The following is a 25,218-nucleotide window of genomic DNA, read 5'->3' on the forward strand; positions in this document are numbered from 1 at the left end:
GGTGGCGGCGCATGCGGCTGCTGGGATCGCGGGGCCGATGGGCCGTCGTCGTGACGGCGTGCACGGTGACGGCCGCCGGACTGGTCGGGACCTCGTCCGCGGCAGCCGGCAGCCCGGACAACCCGGACAGCCCCGACCGTCAGGTACGTGTCATCAACGGTCACGACGCCGCGCCGGGTGAGGTGCCGTCCGCCGTCGCCCTCGCCGTCCGAGTGGATGCCACCCGGATTCGCCGGTGCGGCGGCACCCTCGTGGCCCCCTCCCTCGTCGTCACCGCCGCCCACTGCGTCGTCCTGGACGGCCAGGTGATCGCTGCCGCGAGCGCGAGAGTCACGTCCGGCCTGGACCGGCAGGGAACGGACAGCCGGGCCAGCACTGTCGCTGCCGTCGCCGTCCACCCCGGCTACCAGATCGGCGCCACGACCACGCCGAACGACCTGGCCGTCGTCACGTTGGCCGAGCCGCTCGACGGAGTCCCCACGACACCCGTCGCCGGTCCCGCAGAGGCCGCCGTGATCGCAGCGCCCGGGGCACGTGCGTTGACGGCCGGGTGGGGCGACACCACCTGGGGTGAGGGGGTCTCCGCCAGCTGGCTGCAGGTGGCCGAGCTGTACATCCACCCGGGAGCGAAGTGCGCCTCCCGCCAGACGTACACCGTGGCGGGCACCACCTACGTCGGACGCGGGTCGGGCGTGGATCCCGCGACGATGATCTGCGCCGCCGCCACCACATCCACCGGTGCGCTCGTGCACCCGTACAAGGGCGACTCCGGTGGACCGCTCGTCGTGACCGTCAACGGCGGGCAACGACTCGTCGGCGCGGTGTCGTACGGGTCCCTCAGCGAGCCCACGGTGCCGGTCGCCGCGGTCTACACCCGGCTGTCCGCCTTCGCCGGCTGGCTGTCCTCGCTGGGCGTCCCGGTCACGGACCCCCCTCCTTTCGAGCCCGATCCGGACCCGACCCCTGACCCGAGCCCTTCGCCTCCTGCCGACACGGTCGCGCCCGTCGTCACGGCCTTCGTCGCGTCCGGCCGGCGCGGCCAGACGATCGAGCTGCGGTACCGGGTGAAGGAGGTCTCCCGCCTGACCCGCGAGTCGGTGAAGGTCAAGGACCGCTACGGCCGGGTGGTGTGGACGACGCAGACCGGGATGGGCAGGAGCGACCCCGACACCACGTACTACACCGACTACCGGGTCCCCAGGAACGCGACCAGCGGGAAGTGGTGCGTACGCTCCACCGACCCCGCCGGCAACCGGAGCACATGGTCGTGCGCCGCCCTGCGGGTCCGTTGACAGGGCGGCGCGACCGGCAGTGATCCCTACGGCGCGTCCGCGCGGGGCGGGTCGATCCGGAACTGGAACGGGATCGTGGTGCAGGCCTCCGTCGCGGACGCGTCGGCGGGGTCGCAGTCTGCGCTGCGGATCTCGTACCCGGCCGTGCCCTGCTGCACCGACTGCAGGTACATCCGGAACGTGGTGCCGGACTGCCATACGAACGTGGCGGCGACCTTCTTCTGCTTCAGGTTCCCGTTGCTGTCCAGGCTCATCCGGTACAGCCGCAGCGGCGCGTCCGCCTGGTCCCACCGGCCGGTGACCTGCAGCTCGTCGAAGGCGGGCATCGACGTACGGTCCATCCGGGCGGTGACGCCGGTGACGTTGCCCTGCAGGCGGGGCCCGACCGGGTAGCCCAGATCGGCCCACTGCGCGCTCGTGGGCTGGGGGAGCGTGGTGTTGAGCTGGAAGCTGACCCCGCCGAAGGCGGCGTGGCCCGCGTACCAGCCGAGCCGGTAGCCGTGGTGACCGGGCACGCCCAGCCGCATGGTCAGCCGGAAGCTGTGGTCGCGGTTGACCACCGTCGTGATCCCGGTGTCAACGAAGCGGCCGGAGTGCGCGTCGACCGGGACCCAGCGCTGCAGCGACAGGACCTGTCCGGGGTCGGCGTCCCGCACGGTGCCGCGCATCGTGACCGGGTCGAAGCGACCCGCCGCGATCCGGTCCAACCGGGCAGTCACCCCCCAGGTGTCGTCCTGGAGCCTGGGCCCGACCGCGAACCCGAGTCGGTCGAGCTGCTGGACGGTGAGCGTGCGGGTCCGGTCGGCGCGGTCGGGCGCCTGGCCGGGTGCGGCGACGCCCGCTGCCTGGGCGGATGCCGCACTGGCGGCGGACGCGGACGAGGCCGACATGCCGACGGCGCCAATGGCCAGGGCCACCAGGGCCAGGGCGCCGACGCGGGTCGACCTGGTGCCGGAGGTACGGGAGGTGCTGCTGCCGGTGGTGCGGGTGCGGGTGCGGAACATCGGGGTCCTCCTCGGTGGGGCAGCGGACCGCTGATTGTGGTCCGTCTGCGTGAGTGCCGGGATGGTTCCCCGGACCTCCGGGAGCTACCCCCCGTTCGCTGTCGCACTTGCGTCGCAGTTACGTCTCGTCCCGCGCCGGCCGACGGGCCGAGGATCCGAGTGCCGGTGGACGGCATCTCGGCGGGCCTGCGACTCTCCCGAGTGGATCTTCCGCGGAAGATCGTTTCGGGCTGGAGTGAGTGTGGGCCGCCAGGGGCTCGAACCCTGAACCCGCGGATTAAAAGTCCGCTGCTGCCTCGTCTGGAGTTGTCCGTCAGCGTCCATGTTCTCATGCGAGACAGCCACATTGACTGCTCAGTGTCCATGGTCGTCCATGGATGACCGCCGGGATGGATGCCGGAATGGATGCCGCGACTCCGCGACTTGCCTTGCTGGTGGATCTGTCGGTTCAGCCGAGCGGAGGAGGCAGCGGCGCTGCCCCTGCACGCTCTAGTCCGAGGGTGGGATTGCCGTGAGAGTTCGGGCTGCTTCCCTTCCTAGTCGGCAACGAAACGGTGCCGTGGTTGCGGCCGACTGGACCCGGGCAGCCAACCAGGAGCAGGCAATCCTCAAGAGGCATGTGGCGGTCACGGACGAACTGGAGTCCATTGCGAGGGCATTTCACCTTAGCGGCGCAGTGAGCGACGATAGGGAAGTGCTTGACGAGGTCGATGCAAACCGATGGGAGACGCTGCTCAAGCAGGAGGCTGTGCTTCGCCAAGCGGGCCTTCAGTGGGTGACCATCTATGCAGACCGGAAGCGGATCGAGGGGCAGGATGACCCCGTGGCTCTCGCCGCGGTGCGCAACCGGCATGACGAGATTGCAGTACGCGCGAACAAGGCGGCCCGCCATGTGGCCGGCGTTGCGGCCAGCGGAGTTCAGACGAAGCCTCGCCCCGAATGGCTTCAACTTCTCACGAACGGAATCATTCTGGGCGGAGGGAAGGACCGGTCCGAGATCGCGGAGATCGAGGCTTTGCGAAAGCGTTTGACGCAGGTGGCGGCTGAAACGCCATCCGTGGCCCTTGAGGCCTCGCCGCTGCCGAGTCTTCGGCTAGCGGCTGTTGCGTAGGTTCAGGCGATGCACTTGGCCTGAGGCCTCCTACGGCCGGCAGCAGCCGCCGCCCGCCACGAACGATGGCCGCGACACCGCTGTGCTTTGCGATAGATCCGATCGCACCTTCGCGCGAGTAACCTCCCGCCTCCTTCTTGGCACCTGCCCTCAGTCGTCGGTGTCGTCGCCGACGTCCCCGTCATCCCATCCCTCGACCACATCCATCTCAATGGGCTTCCCCATTGCCAGCGAGACCTTGGATAGCAGTGCTCGTCGTCGCAGGTCGAAGAAGCCATCGAAGTCGTCCGACCGCAGGCACTCTGAATCAACGAGGTGCGTCGCAAGATGCTGGTTGAGCATGCCGGCCTGGATGGGGGTCGCGTTCTGTAGACGCTGGGTGTACTCGGATGGTGCGTAGCCTCCAATGACCCTGTTCGTTCGTGCCGACAATGGGGTCTTGTTGATGACCGAGTTGTAGACCTTGGGGTCGATTCCCTGCTTCTCGGCCCACGCCCTAGGGAAGATGTGGTGGATATCCACCGCTTCGTCGAAGTAGTTCTGGACACTGGACGGCGAGCCTGTCCGCCAGTCAACCGCGCCTTCTCTCATCAGCAGGGCATACACGCCCTTATAGGCCGCGCTGCCGCGAGTACGAAGCGTAAAGAGCCTTCCCGGGTTGAACTGCGCTTCGGTGACTGTTCTCGGCTCCGGTCCACCGCCACAGATCCAGGAGAGCACCTCCGGGAGGTCGCGGCTGAAGCGGGTCTCGGTCGTCCCGCCGTACAACTCGCCAAACACTCCGCACCAGAACCACTGAGCCAGCCGCTCCTGAGCCGTCGCTCCCTCGGCGTCGTGTCCGGCGACCGCGAGAATGGCTGACAGTGGAATCAACTGAGTCCCGTACGGCAGGAACTTGGTCTCGAACAGGAACTGCTGATGGAGGAACCTTGCTGAGGCCTTGAGACCTTCGACAATCTTGGGCGCGTACCTCTGGTACTCATCCAGACTCAAGACCAGCATGTCCGCTCTCTTGCAGCCGACGCGCGGTGCGCGCTCCTCGTCCCCGCTCACCTTCAGGAACTCCTGGCGGCGGGCCTGCGTTGAGAGCAGGGTTACTGCTTGGAGAAAGTCGGTGTTGGAGAAGTCTCTGAGGACTCGGTACTCCGGTCCTGCCCATGACGCTCGCCTCTGCTCCCAGTCCTTGCGTAGGTCGAACTCGTCCGCGGCGAATGTGGCAGTCAGAAGTTCAAAAACCGTGAGGGTGACGCCGCCGGTGTTGACCTTCTCGAAGACTTGGCAGACGGCTTGCTTGGGTGTGTCTGCTCCGAGTTCGATCACCGGTACCTGGTACTGATCGAAGCGCTTGATGACTTCCCGGTGGAACGAGTGCCATGTCTTGATCTTGTCCTTGTCGTAATCCCAGTACTCCTGGTACCCCATGGACCATTCGTCAGGATCGAATACGTGCATGAGCGGAAACACGCCGTGCTCGTACTGCTTCTCGGAGGAGGAGTAGTCGGCTATGACCTCCCCGCGGAAGTTGCGCACCACCAAGTCCTCGGGGATGAACCGGATGGCCTCCTCCCGGTCAACGTGCGGATCCAGCGCAGGACCAACTTCGATGAAGAACCAGCCAGCCACGGGCTTCTTGCGAACGTCCACCGTGCGCACTGGCTGCCCAAGCAGTAGCGCCTGAAAGAGGGAGGTCAGCCGCTGCTGGCCATCTAGGATGAGGCGTTCGGCCGGTTTGGCGGGCACTTCCTCGACACCTTCGACCGACCGCTGTTTGAAGCGAACATCTCCGCCGGTTCGAAGCATCATTACGGTTCCCACCGGATAGCCCATCGAGATCGACGCCAGCAGGCTGGAGATGTTGCGGTCAGGCCACACCCACCCACGCTGAAACTCGGGAAGTCGAGCCTTTCCCACACGAACTTCTTCGAGGAGTCCGCGGAGGAACTCCTTCTCGATGCCGAACGTATCCACCGCCATGACCGGCGACCCCCAAAGGCAGAGACTCTATGGGTCAGATTGTGCTAGATGATCAGTCGGAATGGCTGGCTACTCCAGAAGCGCTGGTGCGGCCACCACCGGGGCCAAGGGAGTTGTGTGCCCAGAGGCCTGGTTCCTACACCGCAGCATCGAGCGGGTCGTGTGGTGACCTATCGGGGGAGCACTCACCGTGGTCGAGTGGGCGGCGGCGGGCGACCTCGAAGACCTTCTGAATCTGATTCGTCCTCAGCCGTTGGGGTGCTCGCCTGAATGCACCGGGAACATCCATCCTGTCGAGAGCAAGCATGCTTGCGGGGCCACCAACAAGATGCTCACTCCCGTTCCCCGAGCGGCGGTACCTAGAAGACTACAAGGTTGAACTCGCGCGCGATCAGGACCAACTCGGGGCACCCGCGGTCGATCGGTCTTACCGCCTGCTGCACCAGCGGAACATCTTCAAAGACGGCCCAGCACTCCCAGTCCCCGAGACGAGAGACATACCGAATCCCTGCGAAGAGGCCATCACCCACCTCGTTCGTCGCATGGTAGGCCCAAGCGGAAACCAGCCGTGTGAGCCGTCTATCCCTGCCCCGAACCGCAGGAATATCCAGGTGGTCTACGCCTAGTTCGTTCAACTCACTGGCCAGCTCGCTGGTGAGCAGTTGGTGGGTTTGGACGCTCTCGATATCCAGGAATCGGTAGTCGTGTAGTGGTGCCGCCTTCACCGCAAGGCGTCGGTTTCGCCAGTCGGCGGGGACTGACCCGACAGCCATGAATCCCCGGCTCTTCCACTCATCGGAAATCGCCGCTTGAACAGACGCGGATGGGCGGAAGCGAGCAAGGGTCTCCGCGAAGCATCCCTCCAATCGCGTCGCGAAGTAGAGGACCCCGATTTCCTGACAATCAAACCTGTTGCCCGCATGCCTGACGCTGGCATCTTCGATATCAAGGTAACTTGGGCGAAGCGGGTCGTCACCTCGACCGACGCGCCAGAAACCGCCGGTCGCTCTCGCTATTGCGGGCGCGTACTCAACCACCGCTGCAGAATGCTCTCGCCGCGGCCAGGACATCCCGCAAACGGTCTTCGGCGAGTGCTTCGACCGGAGCCAGGTCTTCCAGTTGCGGGTTCATCCCAACGAACCAGGCCCGAACTGTGTGTGGCGACTCGACCGACTGGAGCAGATGGAAGACTTGAAATGCCGTACGAAGACGCCTCTCTGCATCGGGCCTCGGCTGGTTCTGCCCGCTAGCCCATCGACCGACTGCCTTTGGGTCCATGCCGCCCGCAAGCAGCGCGACGAGCCTCTGGCCGAGGTTCTCCTGCAGAAATTCAGAAATATCAGCAATGTCCACCTGGACCGACAACGCGTGAGCGTCGCGTTCCGTCTTCGTCGCAGCCACAAGACCACCTCATCGCCAGCCAGAGTGTGCCAGTCCTGGGTGTCCGTCCTACCCAGTCCCAAGGGGCATACAAACAGGGTACCTTTTGGGGGGTCCTTTGGGTACTTGAATGTCCGAGTGCCGCGACCGGTCGGCGCGGCGTGTGCAGGCCTGCGACGAACGGGAGCGCGGCGGGATGGGCTGCCCGACGCCAACGCGGGGGACTGTTCCTGCACGGCCGAGCCCACCGGAGGTCCCCTTCGCTGTTCTGCAGGAACCCGATCCTGGAACCGCGCTAAACGTCACGGGTTGTCGCTTGGATGCCCAGAGTCTCCGCCGCTTCCTCGATCCTGGTGGCGCTGTCTGAGTCGGTGACGATCTCAACGGTGCCGGTGATGAACGTGCTGCCGTCAGTCATCAGCGCTGAGTACAGCGACCCGATAACTGACTGCACGCCGTTGCGGTCGCTGCCGGTGAGGTCATGGGCGAGCGTGAACTTGATCGACTTCGTTGTCTTCGCTGGTGTGTGGCCGGCACACTCGGTGAGCGGTTTGCCGCATTCGAGGCACATGCCGGGGTGGTGGCCGTCGCAGTCGGCCTTGCCGCAGACCTCACACACGACCGTGTCGTGTTGCCCGCCGCACTCGGACAGGGGCTTGCCGCACACTTCGCAGGCACCGACTGGTGCGGGCTTCGCGAGCCGGAACCCCTGGCTGCTCAGGTTGATCGCGTCGGGGCTGTCTACCGCGACTTCGGGGCCGTCCGCCTTCACCAGGCGGAGTTCTCCCGCTTGGATGGCGGCGAAGATCGCATGCCGGAGGTCTTGCTCCCCGTTGGGCAGGAGCGGGAGCCGGGGAGTCTGGTAGAACGCGTCCCGCAGTTCGGCTAGGGGCCGGTCGTAGTCGGTGTCACGCAGGTTGTGCAGCAGTGCCTTCGACCCGAACTGTCCGGGTAGGAAGACCTTCTGCTTGGCGGCGAGTTCCTTCCACACCACGGTGCCGTCCAACGCCGTGAGGGCGTCCTCGTCCAGCGTGATCTCCTCCACCGTGCGAGGAGATTCGGGGGTGGGCTGCGACAGGTACAGGATGTGTTGGAACGCGCGCTTGAGGTTCTTCTTCAGGTGGGTGTCGGCTTCCCGCATCCCGTCCTGCGCGGTGGACCGCCCGGAGTCGTTACCAACGAGTTCGGGGGACTCGTAGGTGCGCCTCCACGCGAGGTAGTCACTGGCGGCTTCGCGGGCGGCGCGGCGGCGCTGCGTGTTGACCACCACGAACACCGCTGAGGACGCCCACTCGACGGGGGCGGCAGCAGCACCGAGTCCCATGGCGGCTTCGACCGCCTCCATAGTCTTTTCGCTCATGCCGTTGCGGAGGCTGAACCCGGACGGGTCGAGGATGATCATCCGGTTGGTGCGGGCGTCGTCCACTCCTGCGTTGAGGAGTGTGTCCACGGCGATGTCGCGGCGGGCTTCGTCGGTCGCCAGCGCCCGGTCTGCGTCCACGAATGGCTTCTTCTTGAACGGGCCGGTGGTGGCGATGTCTTGCGCCGTGATCGCGATGAGGTCGTCACGGTCCTGCGGAGTCACGGCTTGCCGGTGCTGCCGGTAGATGACCTTCGGACCGGTTTCGGGGTTGATGTGGAAGCGGGGTTGCTGCCCCTTCACGCTGGTCTTGTCCACCGCAGCCATCGCGGCGTCGGAGTTGATGTCGGTGAGCCGGTCGAGGACACCGTCCGCGTCGCCCACCCCGTACGCAAGGTTCGGGATGCTGGACGCGACCTTGATCTCGGCGGCGGACGCTCCCCTGCGTCCTTGGCCGCGTGGCATCAGGGACGTCACGGCGATCATGGTGGCAGCGCGTTCGTGGGCTCGCGGGTTCAACTCACCCCACGGCTCAGGCGGAGTGTTCTTGTCGTCCAGGAGCCGGGCTTGTCCGCCGCGTACGTCCGCTTCCGCGAGGGTAGTTATGTCCCCTTGCATGATGGACCGGTAGTTCTGTTCCAGGCTGGAGTCGGAGATCAGCCCGGAGCCGAGGATGCTTTCCCGGACTGTGGAGTTCCACAGCGGAAGGTCACCGGGGCCGATCAGCCACGGAGCCCACCCGTCGCTGTGCGCGGTGCTTGACCATGCGTAGATCGTGGCCGCGAAGACCCGGATGGTGGCCCGGACGTTCTGGTAGCCGGAATGCTTGGCCCACTCCTGCTCCGCCAGGTGCATCAACTGCGGGTGGAACGGGTACGACCGCTCTACCTCCGAGGCCCACTGCCCTACCCAGGATGCCCCGAGCGAGTCGAACGTCTTCGCCCAACCCTTGTCGTCCATGACCGGGCGGTACAGGTCAGCGGTGGCGTGCGTGAGGTCCGGGGTCGGTGGGTTGGTGAACAGTCGCCGGCGCAGGATCGCGGTGAAGTCGGTGTCCTCGTTCACCGTCGCGGTGTGGCCGTTGCGGTCCAGTAGCGAGTGTAGGTCGGCCTGGCGTTCCTTGCCGTCCTTCGCAAGCGAGATCCGGTCCTTCTCCGGGTCGATCATTGCGACCAGCATGGCGACGTTGGGCACGTCGTTGACCACGTCCACCAGCGCGCGGAGGAACCCCATATCCTGCGCCGTCAACTGAGGATCGTTCACCCCCGTCAGCCCGTTGCCGACGTAGTCCATGATCTCGTCAATGATGATCAGGACCGGGCGATCCACGGACTCCAGGGCTTCACCGATCTTGTCCTTGTCGGACCAGAACTCGCGATAGTCCTTGAACTTGTTCGCGTCCCCATCGAACAGCCGCCACAAGAACCGTTCATACAGGTTCCGGGCGAACGGGCCGTCGTGCTCCTTCTTCGTCGCCCCCGGGGTCGCCTTGTCCAAGTCCAGAACGACGACGACCGGGTTGTTCAGGTTCGCGGGCAGATCGTGCCCCAACTTCTCCTTCACCTGAACTGCGACCGCGCGGCCAATGTCCGTGCCCAGGAATGCCTGAGGGTTTGCACCTAGGTGGTAGGCGGCGATCTCCGCGTGCGACTTGCCGCCACCCATGCCCTGACCCATCCGGATCAGCGCACGGGCATTCTTGTACTCCGCTGGCCCCCCACCTAGCCGGATCGCGATACCGGACAGCAGATCCACCATCCGCGCGGTCGGGTGCGTGATCTGCCCGAAGTAGTCCGCGTCCGCGTACAACGGGCGACGCGGACCCGTCGCGTACACCGCGTCACCTAGCGACATCTGCACGTCATCGATCTGCCCGGACGCATCAATGATCTCCGGACGGATCTCCAACGCCTGCCACCACGGCGACACACTCACAGCCACAACCGAACCCCCGACTCCCTCAACAACACGGGCACATCCTGATACCCACAACCACTATCGGCTTGTTCACACACCGGTGCCGCCCGAGAAGTCCAAGGACTCCTGCACCGACGCCGCATCCGCCGCAGCACCCCGCGCAGAGGCCGTCACCCCCGACTGGTTCCGGATGATCTTCGTCCACGCAATCGCATCAGGGTCCGACTCCGGCAGACGGTTCGACAGGAACTTCACCGCCGCCCACAAGTACGGATCATCCTCGCGACCCGACGCAGCCAACACAGCACCGACAGCGTCCATACCCTCAGCCCACGCCCCAGCCATCGCCAACGTCACGTCTATCACCGCGGACTCATGTCCGATGAGACCCTTGAACTTGGCTGAGTCGGTGAACCGGACCCCCTTGCTGGTCTCGAACATCAGGTCACGCACCGCAGCCAGATCCATGTCGGCCGCCAGGGTCTGCCACCGCATTTCGCTCTTTGCGGTCTCGTTCTTCCCGAACAACTGCACCCACCACAACGCGTACCGGGTACGAGCGTCGAACGTGTCCAACGGGTGATGGTCGATCTCAATCCGCGCGTCCTCCTGAACGGCGCGCCGCGCCACCACCAGATACTCAGTCGGGTCCACCGGCTCACCGGCGATGTCCAACACCCGCTCGTATCGCCCCACGACCTCCATCGCAGGACCAGCGGACGCCATCAACATGTCGGTGGGGGCCAGCCCCGACTTCTCCCACAACTCGATGCGGGACATAACCTCCGCCCTCACCTCAGCCTCGACTGACGCCTTCATCCCATCCGGACGGTTCGCTGCGGCAGGGCGACACGACATCGTCAACGTGGTCTCGATGTTTGCCTTTCCCTGTTGTCCGCCAGACTCCGTCCTCGCGGGCCACGACCCCGTCATAACCAGTCCGGCTGACATGATCGCTGCCAGTAGCCGCTGCCAAACCTCTGGGTCGCCATGCCCAAACACAATCGTGACGAGACCGTCGCCAGGAATCACGCGGCGCATCTCAACGAAGGATTCGGAGATCAAGCGATCATAGTGTTCCCTATTCCTGTGCTCGCCCGGAGCCTTGCCGTGCTCCTTGACGATGATTTCAAGCGTCTTCTCTTGAAGGCCCCTGGCGTCCGCCGTGATCGCCATTTCGGGCCTGGTGTTTGCTAGGGCACGCTTGAGCCAGGAGTAAACCAAGTCCGATGAGTCTGAGTAGTAGACCATTGAGTCGTACGGTGGATCCGTCACGACCGCTGTGAGGGACGAATCCGCAAGCGGTAGGTTCGTCGCGCTTGCCCGAGAGATTCTCGCGGGGTGTCCGCGGATCTCTGAGGTGATGTTCTTCAGAGTGCTGATCAAGTTCGCACTGACGGAACCCCAGGTCCCGGCACCTTCCCCGATCCCCGTCTCGAAGAAGTCGTATGAAAAGGCAATCGCTCCTTCATTGAGGTAGATGTCGGTAACTTGTTGATTCGCAACGTAGAGCGTTGCGCCGCGAGTCGAGTAGCGGATCTTCTTGGCGACGCAGGCGGCCGCGTATCCGGCCAGAGCGTCAACGTAGTCAGCACTCACCCCCATCCTCCGCAGGTCCGCTGCCACATCTCCTATGGCCTGACAAAGCGAGACCGTCGAAAGCGTCTGGCGGGGGCACATTAGGTCCCCGTATGTCTTCGCGCCATAGAGAGAGGGCCGGATAGTCGCTCCGTTGTTGAGCGGGATCTGCTCGGTGGGAACGGCAGGGAGTATTGGGGAAAAGGGCTTGCAGGAGCCAAGTTCCTTTGCGGCCTGTCCTGTCGCGGCGAGTTCTGCGTTAGTGGGCTCGCGATACCACTTCTGCTTGTCGCCAACCTCAGCAACTACGAGTAGCACGTCGTTTCCTTGGCCTTCTCCGGCCAATCGCTGATGCGTATCAAGGGAATGAACATGCCCGCAGTCGGGGAATGGGCAGATGGCTGACTTACCCCGAGTCCTCTTCCCTTCACGAAGTGGACTGCTCAACGTCGGCGTTCGAACGGGCGTCCCATCGTGGACCACTGCGCGAAACGAACCCGTCGCAGGATCTCCGTCAATGTAGAACGACTGCCCAGCGTCGTACTCGCGGTTGGCGGTCCCGCGACGCTTGAGTTCCGACGGGAGACGGAGGTTGTATGACCCAACAAGAGGAAACCGCCGACCGCACTCTTGGCAGGGAATTGTGACTGCCCACAGATATCCCCACGGGAGTCTTCCTTCAGATGCGGGGTACAGATGTTCCATGGCTTTCGCTTGCCGTCGTCCGACCTCAGCGAGCACGGTAGCCACGTCGCGCAGCAACCTTGCTCCGAGTGGCTCGCTTTCGAACATTGACTGAGCATTGCGTGCAGTCGCACCGCCAGTTGCGCTTGCGAGAGCCGCTTCGTCAGCAAACTGGATCGAAGGTTCTGCCGACCAGTCAACAAAGGGGTACGTGCAGAGCAACTGGCTTGCGAGTGCGGCGACCGGCGAGTAGTCGATCCCAACAGACTCCAGCCCCAGCCGTGCAGCCTCCAGGGGAAGGATTCCGCGACCGCTGAAAGGATCGAGTACGCTCGCGCCGCCCGGGTTTGCCTTCAGAATCTCTCTACGAACCTCGGCGCTGGCCTCGTACCGCCCGGTCATGGCCCTTCGGACTATGTCCTGAAGCCGCTTGCGCTCTTGCTCATCCTGCGGCCACGGCAGGAGCGAACAGATCACTGCCGCCTTCGCCTGGGCAGGGGGGCGTGCCGCGAACCACGGGAACACCGCCTTCTCGGCCCTGCCAAGTCCCCAGCCCTTCTCGACGGACTGGCTCACTTCAGCGCAGGGGAACCATCGTTCGATCATGCGGGTCATGAGGGTGGTTCCTCCGTGTTTGTGGCGTTCTTGAGGCTGCTGCCGGGGATGGTGACGGTGACGGCTCCGGTGATCTCGGTACGGAATGTGCTCATGGGGTTCCGATAGATGCCGTAGATGGTGCCGGTGCCGGTTTCGCAGTGGTCGATGACGTAGAGCCAGTAGTCGTCGGTGTGCTGGGTGGCGATGAGTACTTCACGTCCGGTGAGGTCGATTCCACTGCTGGTGGCGCTCTTCCAGATGCCTTTCACCTCGACCATGCGTTGTTCGGGTCCCTTGCGGGCAAGGAGGTCGAATCCGCGTCCTTGGGTCTGGACATCGTCCACGGTCCAGCCCTGGGACTTCAGGAGCGTGACGACGCGGAGGATGGCGATCTGTTCGCTGTTCTTCTCTTCGATGGTCGGGGGTGCTGCAGCGCCGTAGACGTGGACGTGCCCGATGAGTTCGGGCGCGCTGACTTGGACGGCGATCAGGACTTCCAGGTCGGTGAGCCGCTGGTTCACCTTCTCCTCTAGCCGGGTGTATTCGCGGGCGCGGGCGGCGGGGTCGGTGATGTTCTGGGTGAGGAGGAAGGGCAGGGTGGCGAGGTCTTGCTTGGCCTTCTTGAACCATTCCCGGCGCACCTGCCGCTGCTCAATCTCTGAGGTGGTGGCGGTGGTGCTGGCTGCTTCTTCGGCTCGGTGCGCGTGCAGCGGGTTGTGGGGGGTGTCGTTGCGGCTGCTGGGGGTGAGGTTGGCGAGGGTTTCCCAGCGGACCGGCAGTGCGGTGCCTGTGGCGTCCACCCGGATCAGGGACGCCCATTGGGTGGTCTTCCGGCCTCCGGATTCGGTGAACGTGGCCCGGTAGGCGTAGAGGTCGTAGTCGGTGATGCTGGTGGCGTCGTCAGCGGTGCCGCCCCGGTATAGGTCGGGTGAGAACTGGCTCGCGGCGAGGCCGATGAGGTCGGTGAATCCTTGTTCGCCGGGGCCGAGGGGAATGACACCGGTCACGTCCACTTCTTCGGCAGCGGCGGTGAGCGCGTCCCCGCTGACGGCAACGGTGGCGGTCTTGGCGTTCCGGTGCCCGGTGAGGGAGTCGGGCAGCCCGGCGGTTCGGGTGAGCCGGAGGATGCCGTCACCTTGTGCGGACGGGGCGGCGGTGATGAGCCCGGCGTGGGCGAGACGGTCGAGGTAGGCGGTGACGATCGCCGGGTTCACTCGTTCCAGTAGGTCGTCTTGCAGGAGGGTGAGTGCGGCGCGGGCCTCCACCGTGGACGCCAGTTGCTTGTCCTCTTCGCGGAGTTGCTGGGTCTTCGCTTTGAGGTCGGCGGTCTTGACCGCTCGCGCGGCGGCGAGTGCCTTGTCCTTCGCGGTCTGGTCGTCGCCGTACACGGCTTTGAGCCATTCCTCGTAGTTGATGTTCGCGAGTTCCGCGACCAGGGACAGTGAGTCGAACAACTGCCCGTCCAGTTCGTTCGCCGCGTTCACGAAGTTGTTCAGCAGGGTGAGGAGGGTGTCCCCTTCGCGGGTGTCGGTGGCGATGAGGTTGTACAACTCCACGTCCCGGTTCTGCCCGACGCGGTGGATGCGGCCCATCCGCTGCTCCAGCCGAACCAACGACCAGGGGATGTCGTAGTTGACGAGGACGTGCGCAGACTGGAGGTCGATACCTTCGTTGCCTGCGTCGGTGGACACGATGATCTGGTACTCGCCGCGCATGAACGCGGACCGGATCTCGTCCCGCTCCGCGTTGGTCTTCCTGCCCGAGTACACCCGGGCGGTGTACCCGTCATCGGTCAGCCGACGCTCGATCCAGTCGGCGGTGTCGGCGTATTCGGTGAACACCACGGCCTGCTCGACCCCGCCGGGCAGGATGCCGTTGCCGCCGAGCACGTCACCGGTCAACCGGCTCCACTTCGACGGCTCGTAACCGCCGGCGAACGTGGTGTCGATCAACGCGACGATGTCGTTGATCGCGGACTTCTCTCGACGTGACGCCACCGAGTCCGCGTGGGTCACCTTCGCTTCGTCTTCGGAGTCGATCACGTCGGTGTCGAACGGGTCCACATCCGCCGACGGCTTCACTGGGTCGTTGGACCCCATGTTGTCCCGGCGACGCAGCAGCGTCTCCCGCAGCGAGTGCAGCGACGACGCGGCCCGCTTCCCATACACCATGCGCGCCAGCGGCTGCGCTGACGGCGGGAAGAACTCATCCACCATGTCCAACGCCTGCTGGTAGATGACCCCTTCCACGCTCGATAGGGGGATGTCGAGGTTGTGCGCCCTGCGGCCCTTGAACAGCCGCGTCGCCCCGTCGTAATCGACCAGCGACTCCTTCATGCGACGCAGGAAATGAATCGCTCCGGGCCTCAACCGGGGCAGTTCCGAATCGTCCTTGGGCTTGTCCTGCCCCGGGTCGGGGTAGATATCCGGGTCCACCAGATGCAGCAGGTGCCGGAAGAGCCACTCCGACCCGCGGTGCGGGGTCGCCGTCATGAACAGGGCACGCGGCGTGGACCGGGCCAGCAGCCGACCCACCCGGTGGAACGTGCCAGCGGTCGGGGTGAGCCGGTGCGCCTCGTCGAACACGACAAGGTCCCACCCCGCCTTGTCCGGGCGGATCGCGTCCTGCACGTTCGGGTTCATCGCCGCCAACTCCAGCGACACGATCCACAGATCGTGGTCCACGTCCAGCGCGTGCTCATGGACCGTGCTCGCCGTGATCTGACGCAACCCCCCACCGAAGAACCGGTCGAAGTCCGCGATCCACTTCGACACCAGGCCCGCCGGGGCCACCACCAGGCCCCGACGCACCAGTCCGAGCCGCTGCATCTCCCTCAGCGTCATCCCGGCCATGATCGTCTTGCCGGTTCCCGGCTCATCCCCGAGCAGGAACCGCAACTGCGGCTGCGGCAGCATCGCCCCGTACACAGCGGTCGTCTGATGCGCGAACGGACGTAGTGTCGTCGCGGCCAGCAGCGACGTGCGCGCGTTGTGGTTGGCTGCGCTCATCCACTGCGTCCACAGCCCGGCCAGGACGCGCTCGGAGTCGCCCGACCCGTCGTGGGCCAGGACTTCGATCAAGGCCCACTCCGCGGCGCTGAGGACAACCTGCTCGGGTCCCCCGCCGTCCGGGGCGACGAAGACGCGGTACTTGCCGCTGCCGTCTGGCACCGCGCCGTGGAAGGTGACCCACTCCGAGCGGCCCGGTACTCGGACGCGACTATCCAGGGCGATCTCCTGCGACTGGTCAGCCAAGGCCCCCACCGACTACGTCGAACGTGACTCTGTGTGCGTTTCGCCCTATTCAACCGGGTCACTGGGCTACTGCCCGGGAACTGGCGAATCGGTCATGCATCTGCCCTGGGGCTGGGCATCCAGGGTCGCCCTTAAGGGTCGGGGTATCCGCAGATAACTGGCCATTATCCGCGGTATCCTAGGCGCGACGCCTTCGATCCGTGAGGGATCCGGTGTGTGGATCTCCGGAGGCTTCTTGCTGGTTATCTGCGGAAGGAGTCCCGGTGGCCGAGGTGCGGAGGCTGCGGCCGGCGACGACGGTGTCATGGGCCGACGCGGTGGACCGGTTCCTGACCGAGCGGGACCTGGCGTCCAACAGCGTGCGGGCCTACCGGATCACCCTCGCCCGGGTCGGCACGCACCTGCCGGCGGGGGACCTGGCCGACCTGCAGCCGAACCAGGTGGCCAGCGCGCTCCGGGCGGCATACCCGGCCGCGGCCCCGACGTCGTGGAACCGGCACCTGGCCACCGTGCGGTCCTTGCTGGCGTACACCACCCGGCAAGGCTGGACCCGACCTGATCTGGCCGCCACCGTCGAGCGCCGACGCGAGCCCGCCGACCATAACCGGGCGCTGTCACGGGCCGACATCGACCGGCTGCTGACCCGCAAGGACATCCCGGTCCGCGACCGCTGCCTGTGGCGGATGCTGTACGAGACCGCCGCCCGGGCCGAGGAGATCCTGCGACTGAATGTCGAGGACCTCGACCTGGCCCGCAAGCGCGCCGTCGTACGACGCAAGGGTGGAGCGATCGACACGGTGCACTGGCAGACCGGCACCGCCCGCCTGCTGCCCTACCTCATCCGCGGACGGACGCACGGCCCGGTCTTCCTGTCCTCCCGATCACCGGCGGCAGGACGTGTCCCCGCCACCCGGGACCTGGATCCCGACACCGGACTGGCGCGGCTGTCCTACCGCCGCGCCGCGGAGGTCTTCACGGCCGAAACCGGGGCCACTCTCCACCAGTTGCGGCACTCCGCCCTGACCCACCTGGCCGAGGACGGCGTCCCGCTACCGCTGCTCATGGCCAAGTCACGCCACCAGTCGCTGCGGACACTGCAGCGCTACGTGCACCCCAGCGAGGAAGCCGTCGCCACCCTGACGGCCGAGCATGATCCGGCCCGCCGCAGGTAGGTGCTCGGGACATCAGCGGGCCTTCTCCTGGCGAGCCCGAATGCTCATGCGGGCTCTGCCGGGGGCCAGTGACGATTGCCCGGCTCAAGTTTCTGCCGCCGCACTCAGTGGCTTGCCCTGCATCCCGGTATGGGATGGGAGCACGATGACCCTTGGTCAGGCCGAAACGACTGGGGGTGCGTCGAGGATGGGCAGCGCAGGCAGAACGGGCCGAATGCGGACGACCGCGGCTGGGGCCGTGATGGCCTTGGTTGGGTCGCTGTTGGCAGCCAGTTCGGTCCCTGCGTCCGCGGTCAGCGCTCCCTCAACGGTCCAGTCCCCTGGATCCTCGGTGGGCGCGGCTGTGCCGGCCGCAAGGATCCCCGTCCCCCGCCTCGGGTACATCTGGATCAAGTCGTATGCCTACGCCTCCACCGCGCCGTCTTTCCCGAGACGAGCCCCAGGCTTTCAGGTGGGCCGGACCAAGCGCGTGACGGTTCGGGTGTTCCAGGGCTACGGCTGGGAGGACGTGTTGGGGTTCCCCGGGCCGGCGGCCAACGACTGCGCTGCCTACCGATGGTTCGTCAGGTGGCGCTCGGCCAACCCCGACGTCACGATCCGATCCGGGGCCGACGCCCTGGCCACAGGGCCTGGGCCGGTGACGAAGACCCGACCGGGCGGCACCGGGGCCATCGCGGGCTCGTCCTGCTACGAACCCGTCTTCGCCTTCGGTCGGGCACTCAACGGCAACGGATCCAACCTCGCGGATATCTACGTGGAGTATCAGATCTGGAGAAGCCGGCCGGTCGTCTAGGCGTCGCCTCCGGCTAGCCACCAAGCGCACGGCCTCGTTCCGATCGGGAACCACGGCATCCAGCAGCGGTCGCATCGCAGCAGGCTGCAGGCACGGGTGATCGCGCTCGATGCGAGGCTCGCCCGGAACCCTGACTCACCACTTGGGTCCCACTTGCCCAAACTCGGGGCCGGCGACCTGGCACCTACGTGTCGGCAAGAGCCCGTGGGCTACTGACACTCGGTGACCGGGCGTTGCCGCCCGAGAGATCAACTGTCATCGACGCACCCACGCTGTGATCAACTTCCCTGTGCCGGGGACGTTCATTCAGTCCCGACCGCCAACGCTGTTACCAACTCACCCTGCCCCGTATTCCGCGACTTCCGGTCGGCACACCACCACTGTGATCAACATCCGGCCTGACCCACACGATCGCGAGCGTTGAGCGGTTGGAGACACCCTGCGGCCCCGCACTGACTGCGGAGCCGAGCAACGGGGCCGCCTGGCGGCAGCAGCCGAGACGCGCCTTCGCCCTACCGGAGCGGCCGATAGAACTCACACCCGCGGACGCCACCGAAGTCGTTGCGCACCAGCAGCGAGCAGCGGGGGATCCGGATCATGGACGACGGAACACCGCGGAACGTGACCCGGGCTACGAAGACTCCTGGGGTTGTCGTCCCGTCGCGCAGGATCAGGGTCACCTTCCCATTCCGATACTTCAGCCGTCCCGACACTGAGTGGAACACCATCCCCGAAAGGTCGGCCGACTCTGCGCGGAACCTCAAGCCACTAGTTGTCTTGGTGATCACCAAGCCGTACATCGGATCGCCGAAGTCCCGACTCATGCCGTAGTACTTGCCGGGCTTCAGGGCAGTGCCGCGGGGTTCATCTGCAGCAGCCGCTGCGCCCGGCCCAGCAGGCAAGAGCGTGAGCGTTAGGACGGCCGCCGCGAGAAGGGTCAGTCGCTTCACAGGAGCACCGCCAGACTTGTCGATCGGCCCACCAAGTGGGGACCTTGGACCCCGGTCTCGGTACTACTCTCGCAGCAGGTTGGGCCTCAGCGAAGTGTGGCAGCAGCGTCGTGGACGGGGGTCAGGAATCGTGCAGAGCCATTGGCGGACGGTCTGCCTGGCGGTGTCTCTGACGGCGACCTCCACGCTGGTGGGCTGCTCGGTGGCGGCGGAATCGTCACCGCCCACCGCGACGGTGACCGTGACCCAAGACGCGACCGCCGCTCCCCAAGGAACTGCCTCGGCCAAGCCCGCGGCACTGCCGCCACTTCCCCGCGTGAAGGACAACGTCTGGACTCCGGACTACGTCATGCTCCGCAAGGTCCGAGTGCGCACGGACGGCTCGGCCGTCTTGACCTACGACCGTCTTCAACCCGTTCCGCTCTCGTCAGGAGGTGCCTGCACCGTTGCCAGATACACCGAACCGGACGGCATGTACTGCCTGCGCAACGAATCCACCAAGGAGCGGACGGTAGGGGCCTTGTCGTCCGCCGACGTGCTGATCGGTGGGAGGGGGGTCACCTGGGACGCCCTGCAGGAGGCCGTGGTCACGGCGGTCGAGCCCGACCCCTCCAGTCCCTACACAGAACTGGTGTACAACTCCAAGGGTCTGGCGACGCGCATCGCCGTGCATCCGGTCGATAGCACCGACGCCGAGGTACCTGATGACGTTCTCGACGCGCTCGCTGACGACCCCGTGCCGGAGGGGACTGAGGAACCCCCGACCACTGCCCAGGACCAGGTCTCCGTTCCGCGATTCATCGGACTCGGCAACAAGACCGCGAACAGCCTGGCCATGAGTGCCGGCGTGTATCTGGTTCCCAGTTACACCAACACCGACCCGTCACTGCGCGCTCAGGCGCTCAACCTGTGTCTGGTGGTGGGTCAGTCTCCAGGAGCCGGCAGCGTCCTCCCACGCCGGGGAACGGTCAGGGTGCTCCTCGACTGCCCGCTCACCGGCTACGACGCGCCAGCGCCGCCCCAACCTTGGTCGGGCTAGGGAACGGGAGGGAGCGAGTGCAACGTCGTGCAGTCAAGGCGATCGTGAGCGTCGGATTCGTGGCCGCGTCGGTCCTGAGTGGGTGCAGCGCCCTCCACGCTCCAGGCTCACCGACCACAGGGATTGCCACCCCCATCTCGCAATCCGAGGTCGTCGAGGCGGTCAAGTGATGCTCGAAGAAGACCATCGACCTCTACGACCCCCAGTTCGTGCTGGAGCAGGTGTGGACCGGAGGCGCATCCGCACTCGCTGCTGAGATCGGGACCTGTGTCGAACGCGAAGCCCCGGGCAACATCGAGTGCGGGCCGAACGCGGAGGGATTGATCGTCTGCGGCCCCGTCGGTAGCGGGTTCGGCGTGTCGGTCGCGGCGGTGATGGTGGACTACTTGCCCAATCCGTAGGCGCTCCACCGTGTGCCCGGCACTCCCCAGGACCCTCGACCCCGCGAAGACCGTAGCCCGCTGGCGGCTCTGTGAGGGGCCTTCCAACAAGGGGTTCTCCCGGGCACTGAGAGGGGCGTTTCGAGCCCCTGCGTGGCTCCTGCTGCCTCGGTGAGGCACTCAGGCCCCGTCCTGCTCTGACGCGCCAAGCCCACGCGGTGCATGTCCCTGGGTCGGCCAGCATGCGGCTGCGACCGAGGATCAGCCGCCGCGGGGCCACCTCGACGTGCCTAGCGGACCTGCTGAACTGGGAGGCGGCCAAGAGACAGCCAACTCACGGTGACGTGGTCCTGTCCTTGCGTGCTCGCTTGCCTGGGCGTCCCGATCGAGGGCCGCCCACAGGTGAATCCCGTACTGCTGCAGGTGACGGGCCAGGCTCGTTGGGTTCCACCCGTCGGAACCAATGTCAGAAGGTGTGTATTGGACCGCGACCCGGGCAGGAAGAAGCCCTCGCGAGCCTGCCATCGGACTGTGGAACACGACCCCTCAGAGACGCCATCCTCGACGGTGTCGTAGTAGGGGTACCCGCCTGGGAATGAGCACACGTAGGTCTGGGTCGGGGTGACGAAGGCGGTCACCTGTTCCAGAGTGCTTCGCGAGACATGGCGGAGGCTCGACCCTGGTCCGCTCAGGACCACCTGATCACCACCGAAGCGCGCGACACGGCGAACCTGCCAGCGACCGGTGGAGAAGTCCCTCCCGTACACCAAGAACTCCCGGCCCGTGCCGCCGACGAGCCCCTCTGGGTAGAACCTGGAGTCCTGGTTGGACCAGACCGCGGTCCACCGTCCACTGCTGTAGGCGGCAACCCCGCTGGTGCCGGATCGGTCAACGATGAGCGCCTGTGGCTGCCCGGTCGCCAAGTCGTAGGCCGCGCCATACAGAGAACGAGAGGTCGGGAGGGTCAGGATGGTCCGGGGAGCCTTCCTGCTGCCGAGGGTCGCAACCAGCAAGCGGTCTGTCCGTGTCCGGCAGTCGTACGCAGCCAACAACAGGCGCTTCTTCGACGACTGATAGTCGTAGGGGATCAGTTGCAGCCCTGCCCGTCCCTTGATGGCGAGGGAATCTCGGACAGTGCGCCCCGTGCTATCGATCCACTGCACCCGCACCTGATTGCCACATCCGAGCGTGGCGTAGACGACCGCGGTGCCAGAGGTGGCCTGAGCGGTCGAGATGGGGACTCCCACGCCGACAACAGCCATTGTCAGGGAAGCGGCAACAAGTCGCGCTGTCCATCTGCGCATCCCAAACCCCCGAAATCGTCCCGTAGCCGCGCGCAACCATCGTAGGCAGGCGAGCCGGGCGTCATTGCCCGGTAGGGGGTAGCCCCATCGCTCGGTTTTCACCTACTAGCATCGTTGCTGAAGGTCAGGGTTCCTCGCGCGGGGGGTCGCCATGTCGATTCGACGGACGATCCAGATCGCAGCGCTCGCGACAGCGCTTGGGCTTACTGCCTGCGGTGGCGGGGCAGGAGCCGAGTCCCCTTCGGGGATGCCGACACCTGGCGTCGGCGCCCGCTCAACTTCGGCGTTGCCGACAATCAGCCCGTCGAAGGCCGCCGAGCGCAACGAAGACTCGGAAGATCCGGCTGCAGCGAAGGACGCGAAGGCCTCATCCGCGACACCAGCCTTCCGAGAGGCCGTCGCAGACCCCAGCGACAGGTGGTACTACCTGTGCCTGGCCGACCTCGACGAACTGTCCACTCTTCGCGACACGGATGCCAACACCGATGACGTGACGCTTCTCCAGTCGCTCCTGACCGATCTCGGCTACCAACCAGGACCAGTTGACGGCGTCTACGGGTCGATGACAAAGGCGGCGGTGCGCGGGTACCAGCGCTACCACGGACTCATCGTCGATGGCATCACGGGTCCGCAAACGTGGGGAAGCCTGCAGGTGAACGACCTCTGCGGTGAGGTGCGCGGTGAGGTCGCCGAGCACGAAGCGACGCGGGACCCCCAGAATCCAACCGACGGCCCAGAATGGAACGAGCCACCGGACCGACCGGCAAACACAGTGCAGATGGTGGAAGTGCCCAACATCGTGGGACTGGATCCGGCTACTGCCCAACGCGTCCTCGTCGAGGCGGGGTTGCGTCTCGGAAACGGGAACATCGGAGGATACGGCGTGGTCTCCAGCCAGAGTCCCGCTGCCGGGCAGGCCGTCCCTGTGGGAACGAGCGTCATGGTGATGGTGCGCTACTGAGGCGACCCATGGATCGCGGAGGGAGGAGCGGCAGACGTGTCAGACGGACGACGTGAGGATGGCCGGCTCTACTCGCCGGACGGCAAGCATTGGTGGGACGGGACGGCGTGGCATCCCGTGACTGTGCCACCGGAGCCGGATTCGACCGCAAAGCCGATTCGGGAGTCACGCTCCACCGGTCTCTTGATCGGCGCGGTCATAGTAGTCGGCGCAGTGGTCGTGGCGGCCGTCTGGGGCATGTTGGCAGTCATGCGGTCCAGCCCCGTGGCTGGCAGTTCAGCCCCGGACTCGACTGCCAACGACTATCCAGCCACTCAGGCTGGTCTGGACAAGGCCATCTCGGACTGTGCCCGCGAGGTCATCACTCTAGATCAGTTCGTCAGCACGGCTGATGTGATGGAAGCCGCGACCGCCATCGACAACGTCCTTGTCTTCACGGCAGACTGCGTTGAGTCAAAGAACACCGAGTTCGTTTGCGCCCCGGCAGACACGGGAACCGGTATCGCGGGTACTCCCGTATGCGCATTCAAGCGGAGTTCCAACTACGGAACCATGCTGTTGAGGACAGACGCAGTGGATCAAGCCCTTCGGGACGCGGGTGCACCCGGCTACTAGAGCACTTCCGGGGCGGTCTGCCTTCGCTCGATGGCTCCGCTCGGCTTCAGCGGCCGTCCGACAGGGATTCGATGTAATCGTTAAGCAGTCTCGCGGGGACGCGGCGGCTCCTACCGATCTTCACCGACGGGATGGCGCCAGACGAAAGCAGGTCATAGGTCTTCGTGCGGGACAATCCCAGAATCCGGGCAACCTGCGACGGGCTGTAGAGCATGGGGGCATTGGACAAGTTGATCACCTCTGGGTCCATGGTGGGTCGTCCGCATCCACCCGTCAGGGTGAACGTGTCGTCAACCGTCCACCTCGGTCACCAATCCGTAGACGGCCTACGGGGTCGGGATCCGGATCAGGCGACCCGAGGAGAGGTCGAGGAAGTGCGAGGGCGGTCCTTGGAGATCCACCGGAATACCGGGCAAGAGACCTGCCTTCCGGACCCTCGCACGCCGATCATTCAGTTGGGATTCGCTGAAGTCGCTGGTTAGCCCGCATGCCTCAAGGTGAAGGAACCCGACGATCTTCTCGCGATTCTGGGGCGTCATGCCCATGAGGATGTTGGACAGATCTGTGGAAGAGGGGAGAGGGCTTCCCCATCGTGTCGCGTTCCAACGGTGCTCCAGGGCCTGCCACGCTGTGTGAGCGGAGACGTCAGAGAGGCGCCGCAGGCCCAGGGCATTTAGGCGGTCCCTTCGGATCTCGGTCTCGAACCGGAATCGTCGATCGCCGGCCTTGGTCATAACTGCCTGGACCGTATCGCTGGCCAGTTCAGCGGACTTGTCGTAGATCCGCTCCATGCCAGTGCTCTTCGTCTGATTGGTCAGGGTCCAGGATCCGTGGGGGCCTCGATACTCGGCCTTCGTCTTGCCGTACTTCGGCTGCACCTCCTTGAGGACCCGCTGGACGAGTGCGGGCTGGTCGATGATGAAGTCCCGGGCCAGATCCAGCCGCCGCAACTTCACTTGGTCTTCCCAATGGGGAGCCCAGCAGACCTGACCCGTTACCTCGTCCACGTTCTGGAAGACGGGCCACACGACGGTGGACACCTCCTCAATCACCTTGCCCACCAGGACGGACAACGCATCGGGAGGGAGAAGGTCCGGCGCCTTCAACCCGGCCATCCTCGCGGCGTTGAACTCCAGGTGGCAGATTCCGCGTTCGGTGTAGAGGCGAACTGCGGCATTGGCGGATGTGCCTTGGTACCGCCCACGGAACGTCTCTCCGGTCGCCGACTGGGGAGTCCGCGGGTTTCTGCTGCTGCTGCCGAGCCACAGAGAGGAAGACGTGTCGCACTGAGACAGATCGACCTCAAAGGCGACCTTCACGGTGTCCACTCCGAAGGAGTAGCCAATCCCGCTTGCAGCGACGGCCTCCTGAGGGTCTTCCTGCCCTGTGTCACTAAGAGAAGTAGGGGAACTTCCCGACTCCTTCGCGTTGCCGCTGCCCGAGAGGCGGCACCGAGAAGTCGGGCACTGGTCGTGGGCGCTCCCGGAGTTGACCTCGATCTCCGAGGCGGTGTATTCGGCGTGCGGGAGAGCCCTACGCACCGGACCCGCCAGCAACGGTGACCGAGACCGACGTGGTGGTCCGGGGAGGCGAAAGAGACTCGATGAAGTCGTTGAGGGACGCCGTCGGTACGCGCCTGCAGCGACCAATGACTACGCTGTGCAGGTCCCCCCTCTGAATCAACTCGTAGGTCTTGGAACGGGACAGGCCGAGGGTGTCGGCGGCCTGTGAAACGGTGAGCAACAGCGGGTTCATCATTGTCTCCGGTGGGTCGGGTGACCAGGCGCCTCCAGGTTCATCGAGGGGCCATTGAGACCACCCCGTTCAGCGGGAAGCCCGCGGAAGGACTCTCA

At 65.5% G+C, this 25,218-nt stretch carries 17 protein-coding genes and 1 tRNA gene; 8 read left to right on the forward strand and 10 right to left on the reverse strand.

The features are described from left to right. The first annotated feature begins 11 nt into the window (after nt 1-11). A complete protein-coding gene (locus tag R2737_07355; GenBank protein ID MEZ5116069.1) occupies nt 12-1,292 on the forward strand; it encodes a serine protease in 1,281 nt (426 codons plus the stop codon). A gap of 26 nt (nt 1,293-1,318) precedes the next feature. Here R2737_07355 and R2737_07360 read toward each other — a convergent pair whose 3' ends face one another. Next, nucleotides 1,319-2,296, reverse strand: a complete 978-nt coding sequence (locus R2737_07360; GenBank protein MEZ5116070.1) for a hypothetical protein — start codon at nt 2,294-2,296, stop codon at nt 1,319-1,321. A gap of 242 nt (nt 2,297-2,538) precedes the next feature. Then, nucleotides 2,539-2,615 (reverse strand) — tRNA-Lys (locus tag R2737_07365). A gap of 240 nt (nt 2,616-2,855) precedes the next feature. Here R2737_07365 and R2737_07370 point away from each other — a divergent pair. Further along, on the forward strand, nt 2,856-3,407 hold the full coding sequence (locus R2737_07370) for a hypothetical protein (protein MEZ5116071.1): 552 nt from the start codon (nt 2,856-2,858) through the stop codon (nt 3,405-3,407). Between the two features lie 150 nt (nt 3,408-3,557). Here R2737_07370 and R2737_07375 read toward each other — a convergent pair whose 3' ends face one another. The 6 genes from R2737_07375 to R2737_07400 all read right to left on the reverse strand — a co-directional run bounded on the left by R2737_07375 (nt 3,558) and on the right by R2737_07400 (nt 16,151). Then, nucleotides 3,558-5,381, reverse strand: a complete 1,824-nt coding sequence (locus R2737_07375) for a DUF262 domain-containing protein (GenBank protein MEZ5116072.1) — start codon at nt 5,379-5,381, stop codon at nt 3,558-3,560. A 359-nt stretch (nt 5,382-5,740) separates the two neighbouring features. After that, on the reverse strand, nt 5,741-6,418 hold the full coding sequence (locus tag R2737_07380; protein MEZ5116073.1) for an RES family NAD+ phosphorylase: 678 nt from the start codon (nt 6,416-6,418) through the stop codon (nt 5,741-5,743). Next, a complete protein-coding gene (locus tag R2737_07385; GenBank protein ID MEZ5116074.1) occupies nt 6,411-6,782 on the reverse strand; it encodes a hypothetical protein in 372 nt (123 codons plus the stop codon). Before R2737_07385 ends, R2737_07380 begins: the two co-directional genes overlap by 8 nt. Before the next feature lie 274 nt (nt 6,783-7,056). Further along, on the reverse strand, nt 7,057-10,056 hold the full coding sequence (locus tag R2737_07390) for a DUF499 domain-containing protein (GenBank protein ID MEZ5116075.1): 3,000 nt from the start codon (nt 10,054-10,056) through the stop codon (nt 7,057-7,059). A 72-nt stretch (nt 10,057-10,128) separates the two neighbouring features. After that, the gene (locus tag R2737_07395; protein ID MEZ5116076.1) at nt 10,129-12,915 is read right to left on the reverse strand and encodes a hypothetical protein; all 2,787 of its coding nucleotides are present in this window, start codon (nt 12,913-12,915) and stop codon (nt 10,129-10,131) included. Next, entirely contained in the window at nt 12,912-16,151 is a 3,240-nt protein-coding gene (locus tag R2737_07400; GenBank protein MEZ5116077.1) for a helicase-related protein, read from the reverse strand. The genes R2737_07395 and R2737_07400 overlap by 4 nt, the downstream gene beginning before the upstream one ends. A 263-nt stretch (nt 16,152-16,414) precedes the next feature. Here R2737_07400 and R2737_07405 point away from each other — a divergent pair, with 263 nt between their 5' ends. Next, complete coding sequence (locus R2737_07405) at nt 16,415-17,323, forward strand: site-specific integrase (GenBank protein ID MEZ5116078.1); 909 nt, start codon at nt 16,415-16,417, stop codon at nt 17,321-17,323. 451 nt (nt 17,324-17,774) lie between these two features. Next, entirely contained in the window at nt 17,775-18,116 is a 342-nt protein-coding gene (locus R2737_07410; GenBank protein ID MEZ5116079.1) for a hypothetical protein, read from the forward strand. 512 nt (nt 18,117-18,628) lie between these two features. Here the strand turns inward: R2737_07410 and R2737_07415 are convergent. Further along, nucleotides 18,629-19,066 (reverse strand): hypothetical protein, encoded by a 438-nt coding sequence (locus R2737_07415; GenBank protein MEZ5116080.1) that lies wholly within the window; start codon nt 19,064-19,066, stop codon nt 18,629-18,631. 316 nt (nt 19,067-19,382) lie between these two features. On the opposite strand from R2737_07415, the gene R2737_07420 reads away from it, so the two are divergent. From R2737_07420 to R2737_07435, 4 genes are all read left to right on the forward strand, one after another. After that, nucleotides 19,383-20,105, forward strand: coding sequence for a hypothetical protein (locus R2737_07420; GenBank protein ID MEZ5116081.1), 723 nt, complete (start codon nt 19,383-19,385; stop codon nt 20,103-20,105). A gap of 209 nt (nt 20,106-20,314) precedes the next feature. Further along, nucleotides 20,315-20,506 carry a hypothetical protein gene (locus tag R2737_07425; protein ID MEZ5116082.1) on the forward strand — a complete coding sequence of 64 codons (192 nt, stop codon included), beginning with the start codon at nt 20,315-20,317 and terminating at the stop codon, nt 20,504-20,506. 1,530 nt (nt 20,507-22,036) lie between these two features. Next, nucleotides 22,037-22,750, forward strand: coding sequence for a peptidoglycan-binding protein (locus R2737_07430; GenBank protein ID MEZ5116083.1), 714 nt, complete (start codon nt 22,037-22,039; stop codon nt 22,748-22,750). Nucleotides 22,751-22,786: 36 nt separating this feature from the next. Next, nucleotides 22,787-23,365 (forward strand): hypothetical protein, encoded by a 579-nt coding sequence (locus tag R2737_07435; GenBank protein MEZ5116084.1) that lies wholly within the window; start codon nt 22,787-22,789, stop codon nt 23,363-23,365. A 326-nt stretch (nt 23,366-23,691) separates the two neighbouring features. On the opposite strand, the gene R2737_07440 is transcribed toward R2737_07435, so the two are convergent. Beyond that, entirely contained in the window at nt 23,692-24,693 is a 1,002-nt protein-coding gene (locus tag R2737_07440) for a hypothetical protein (GenBank protein MEZ5116085.1), read from the reverse strand. Nucleotides 24,694-25,218: the final 525 nt, after the last annotated feature.

It is taken from the genome of Candidatus Nanopelagicales bacterium, assembly GCA_041393815.1.
GTDB lineage: Bacteria > Actinomycetota > Actinomycetes > S36-B12 > JAWKJK01 > JAWKJK01.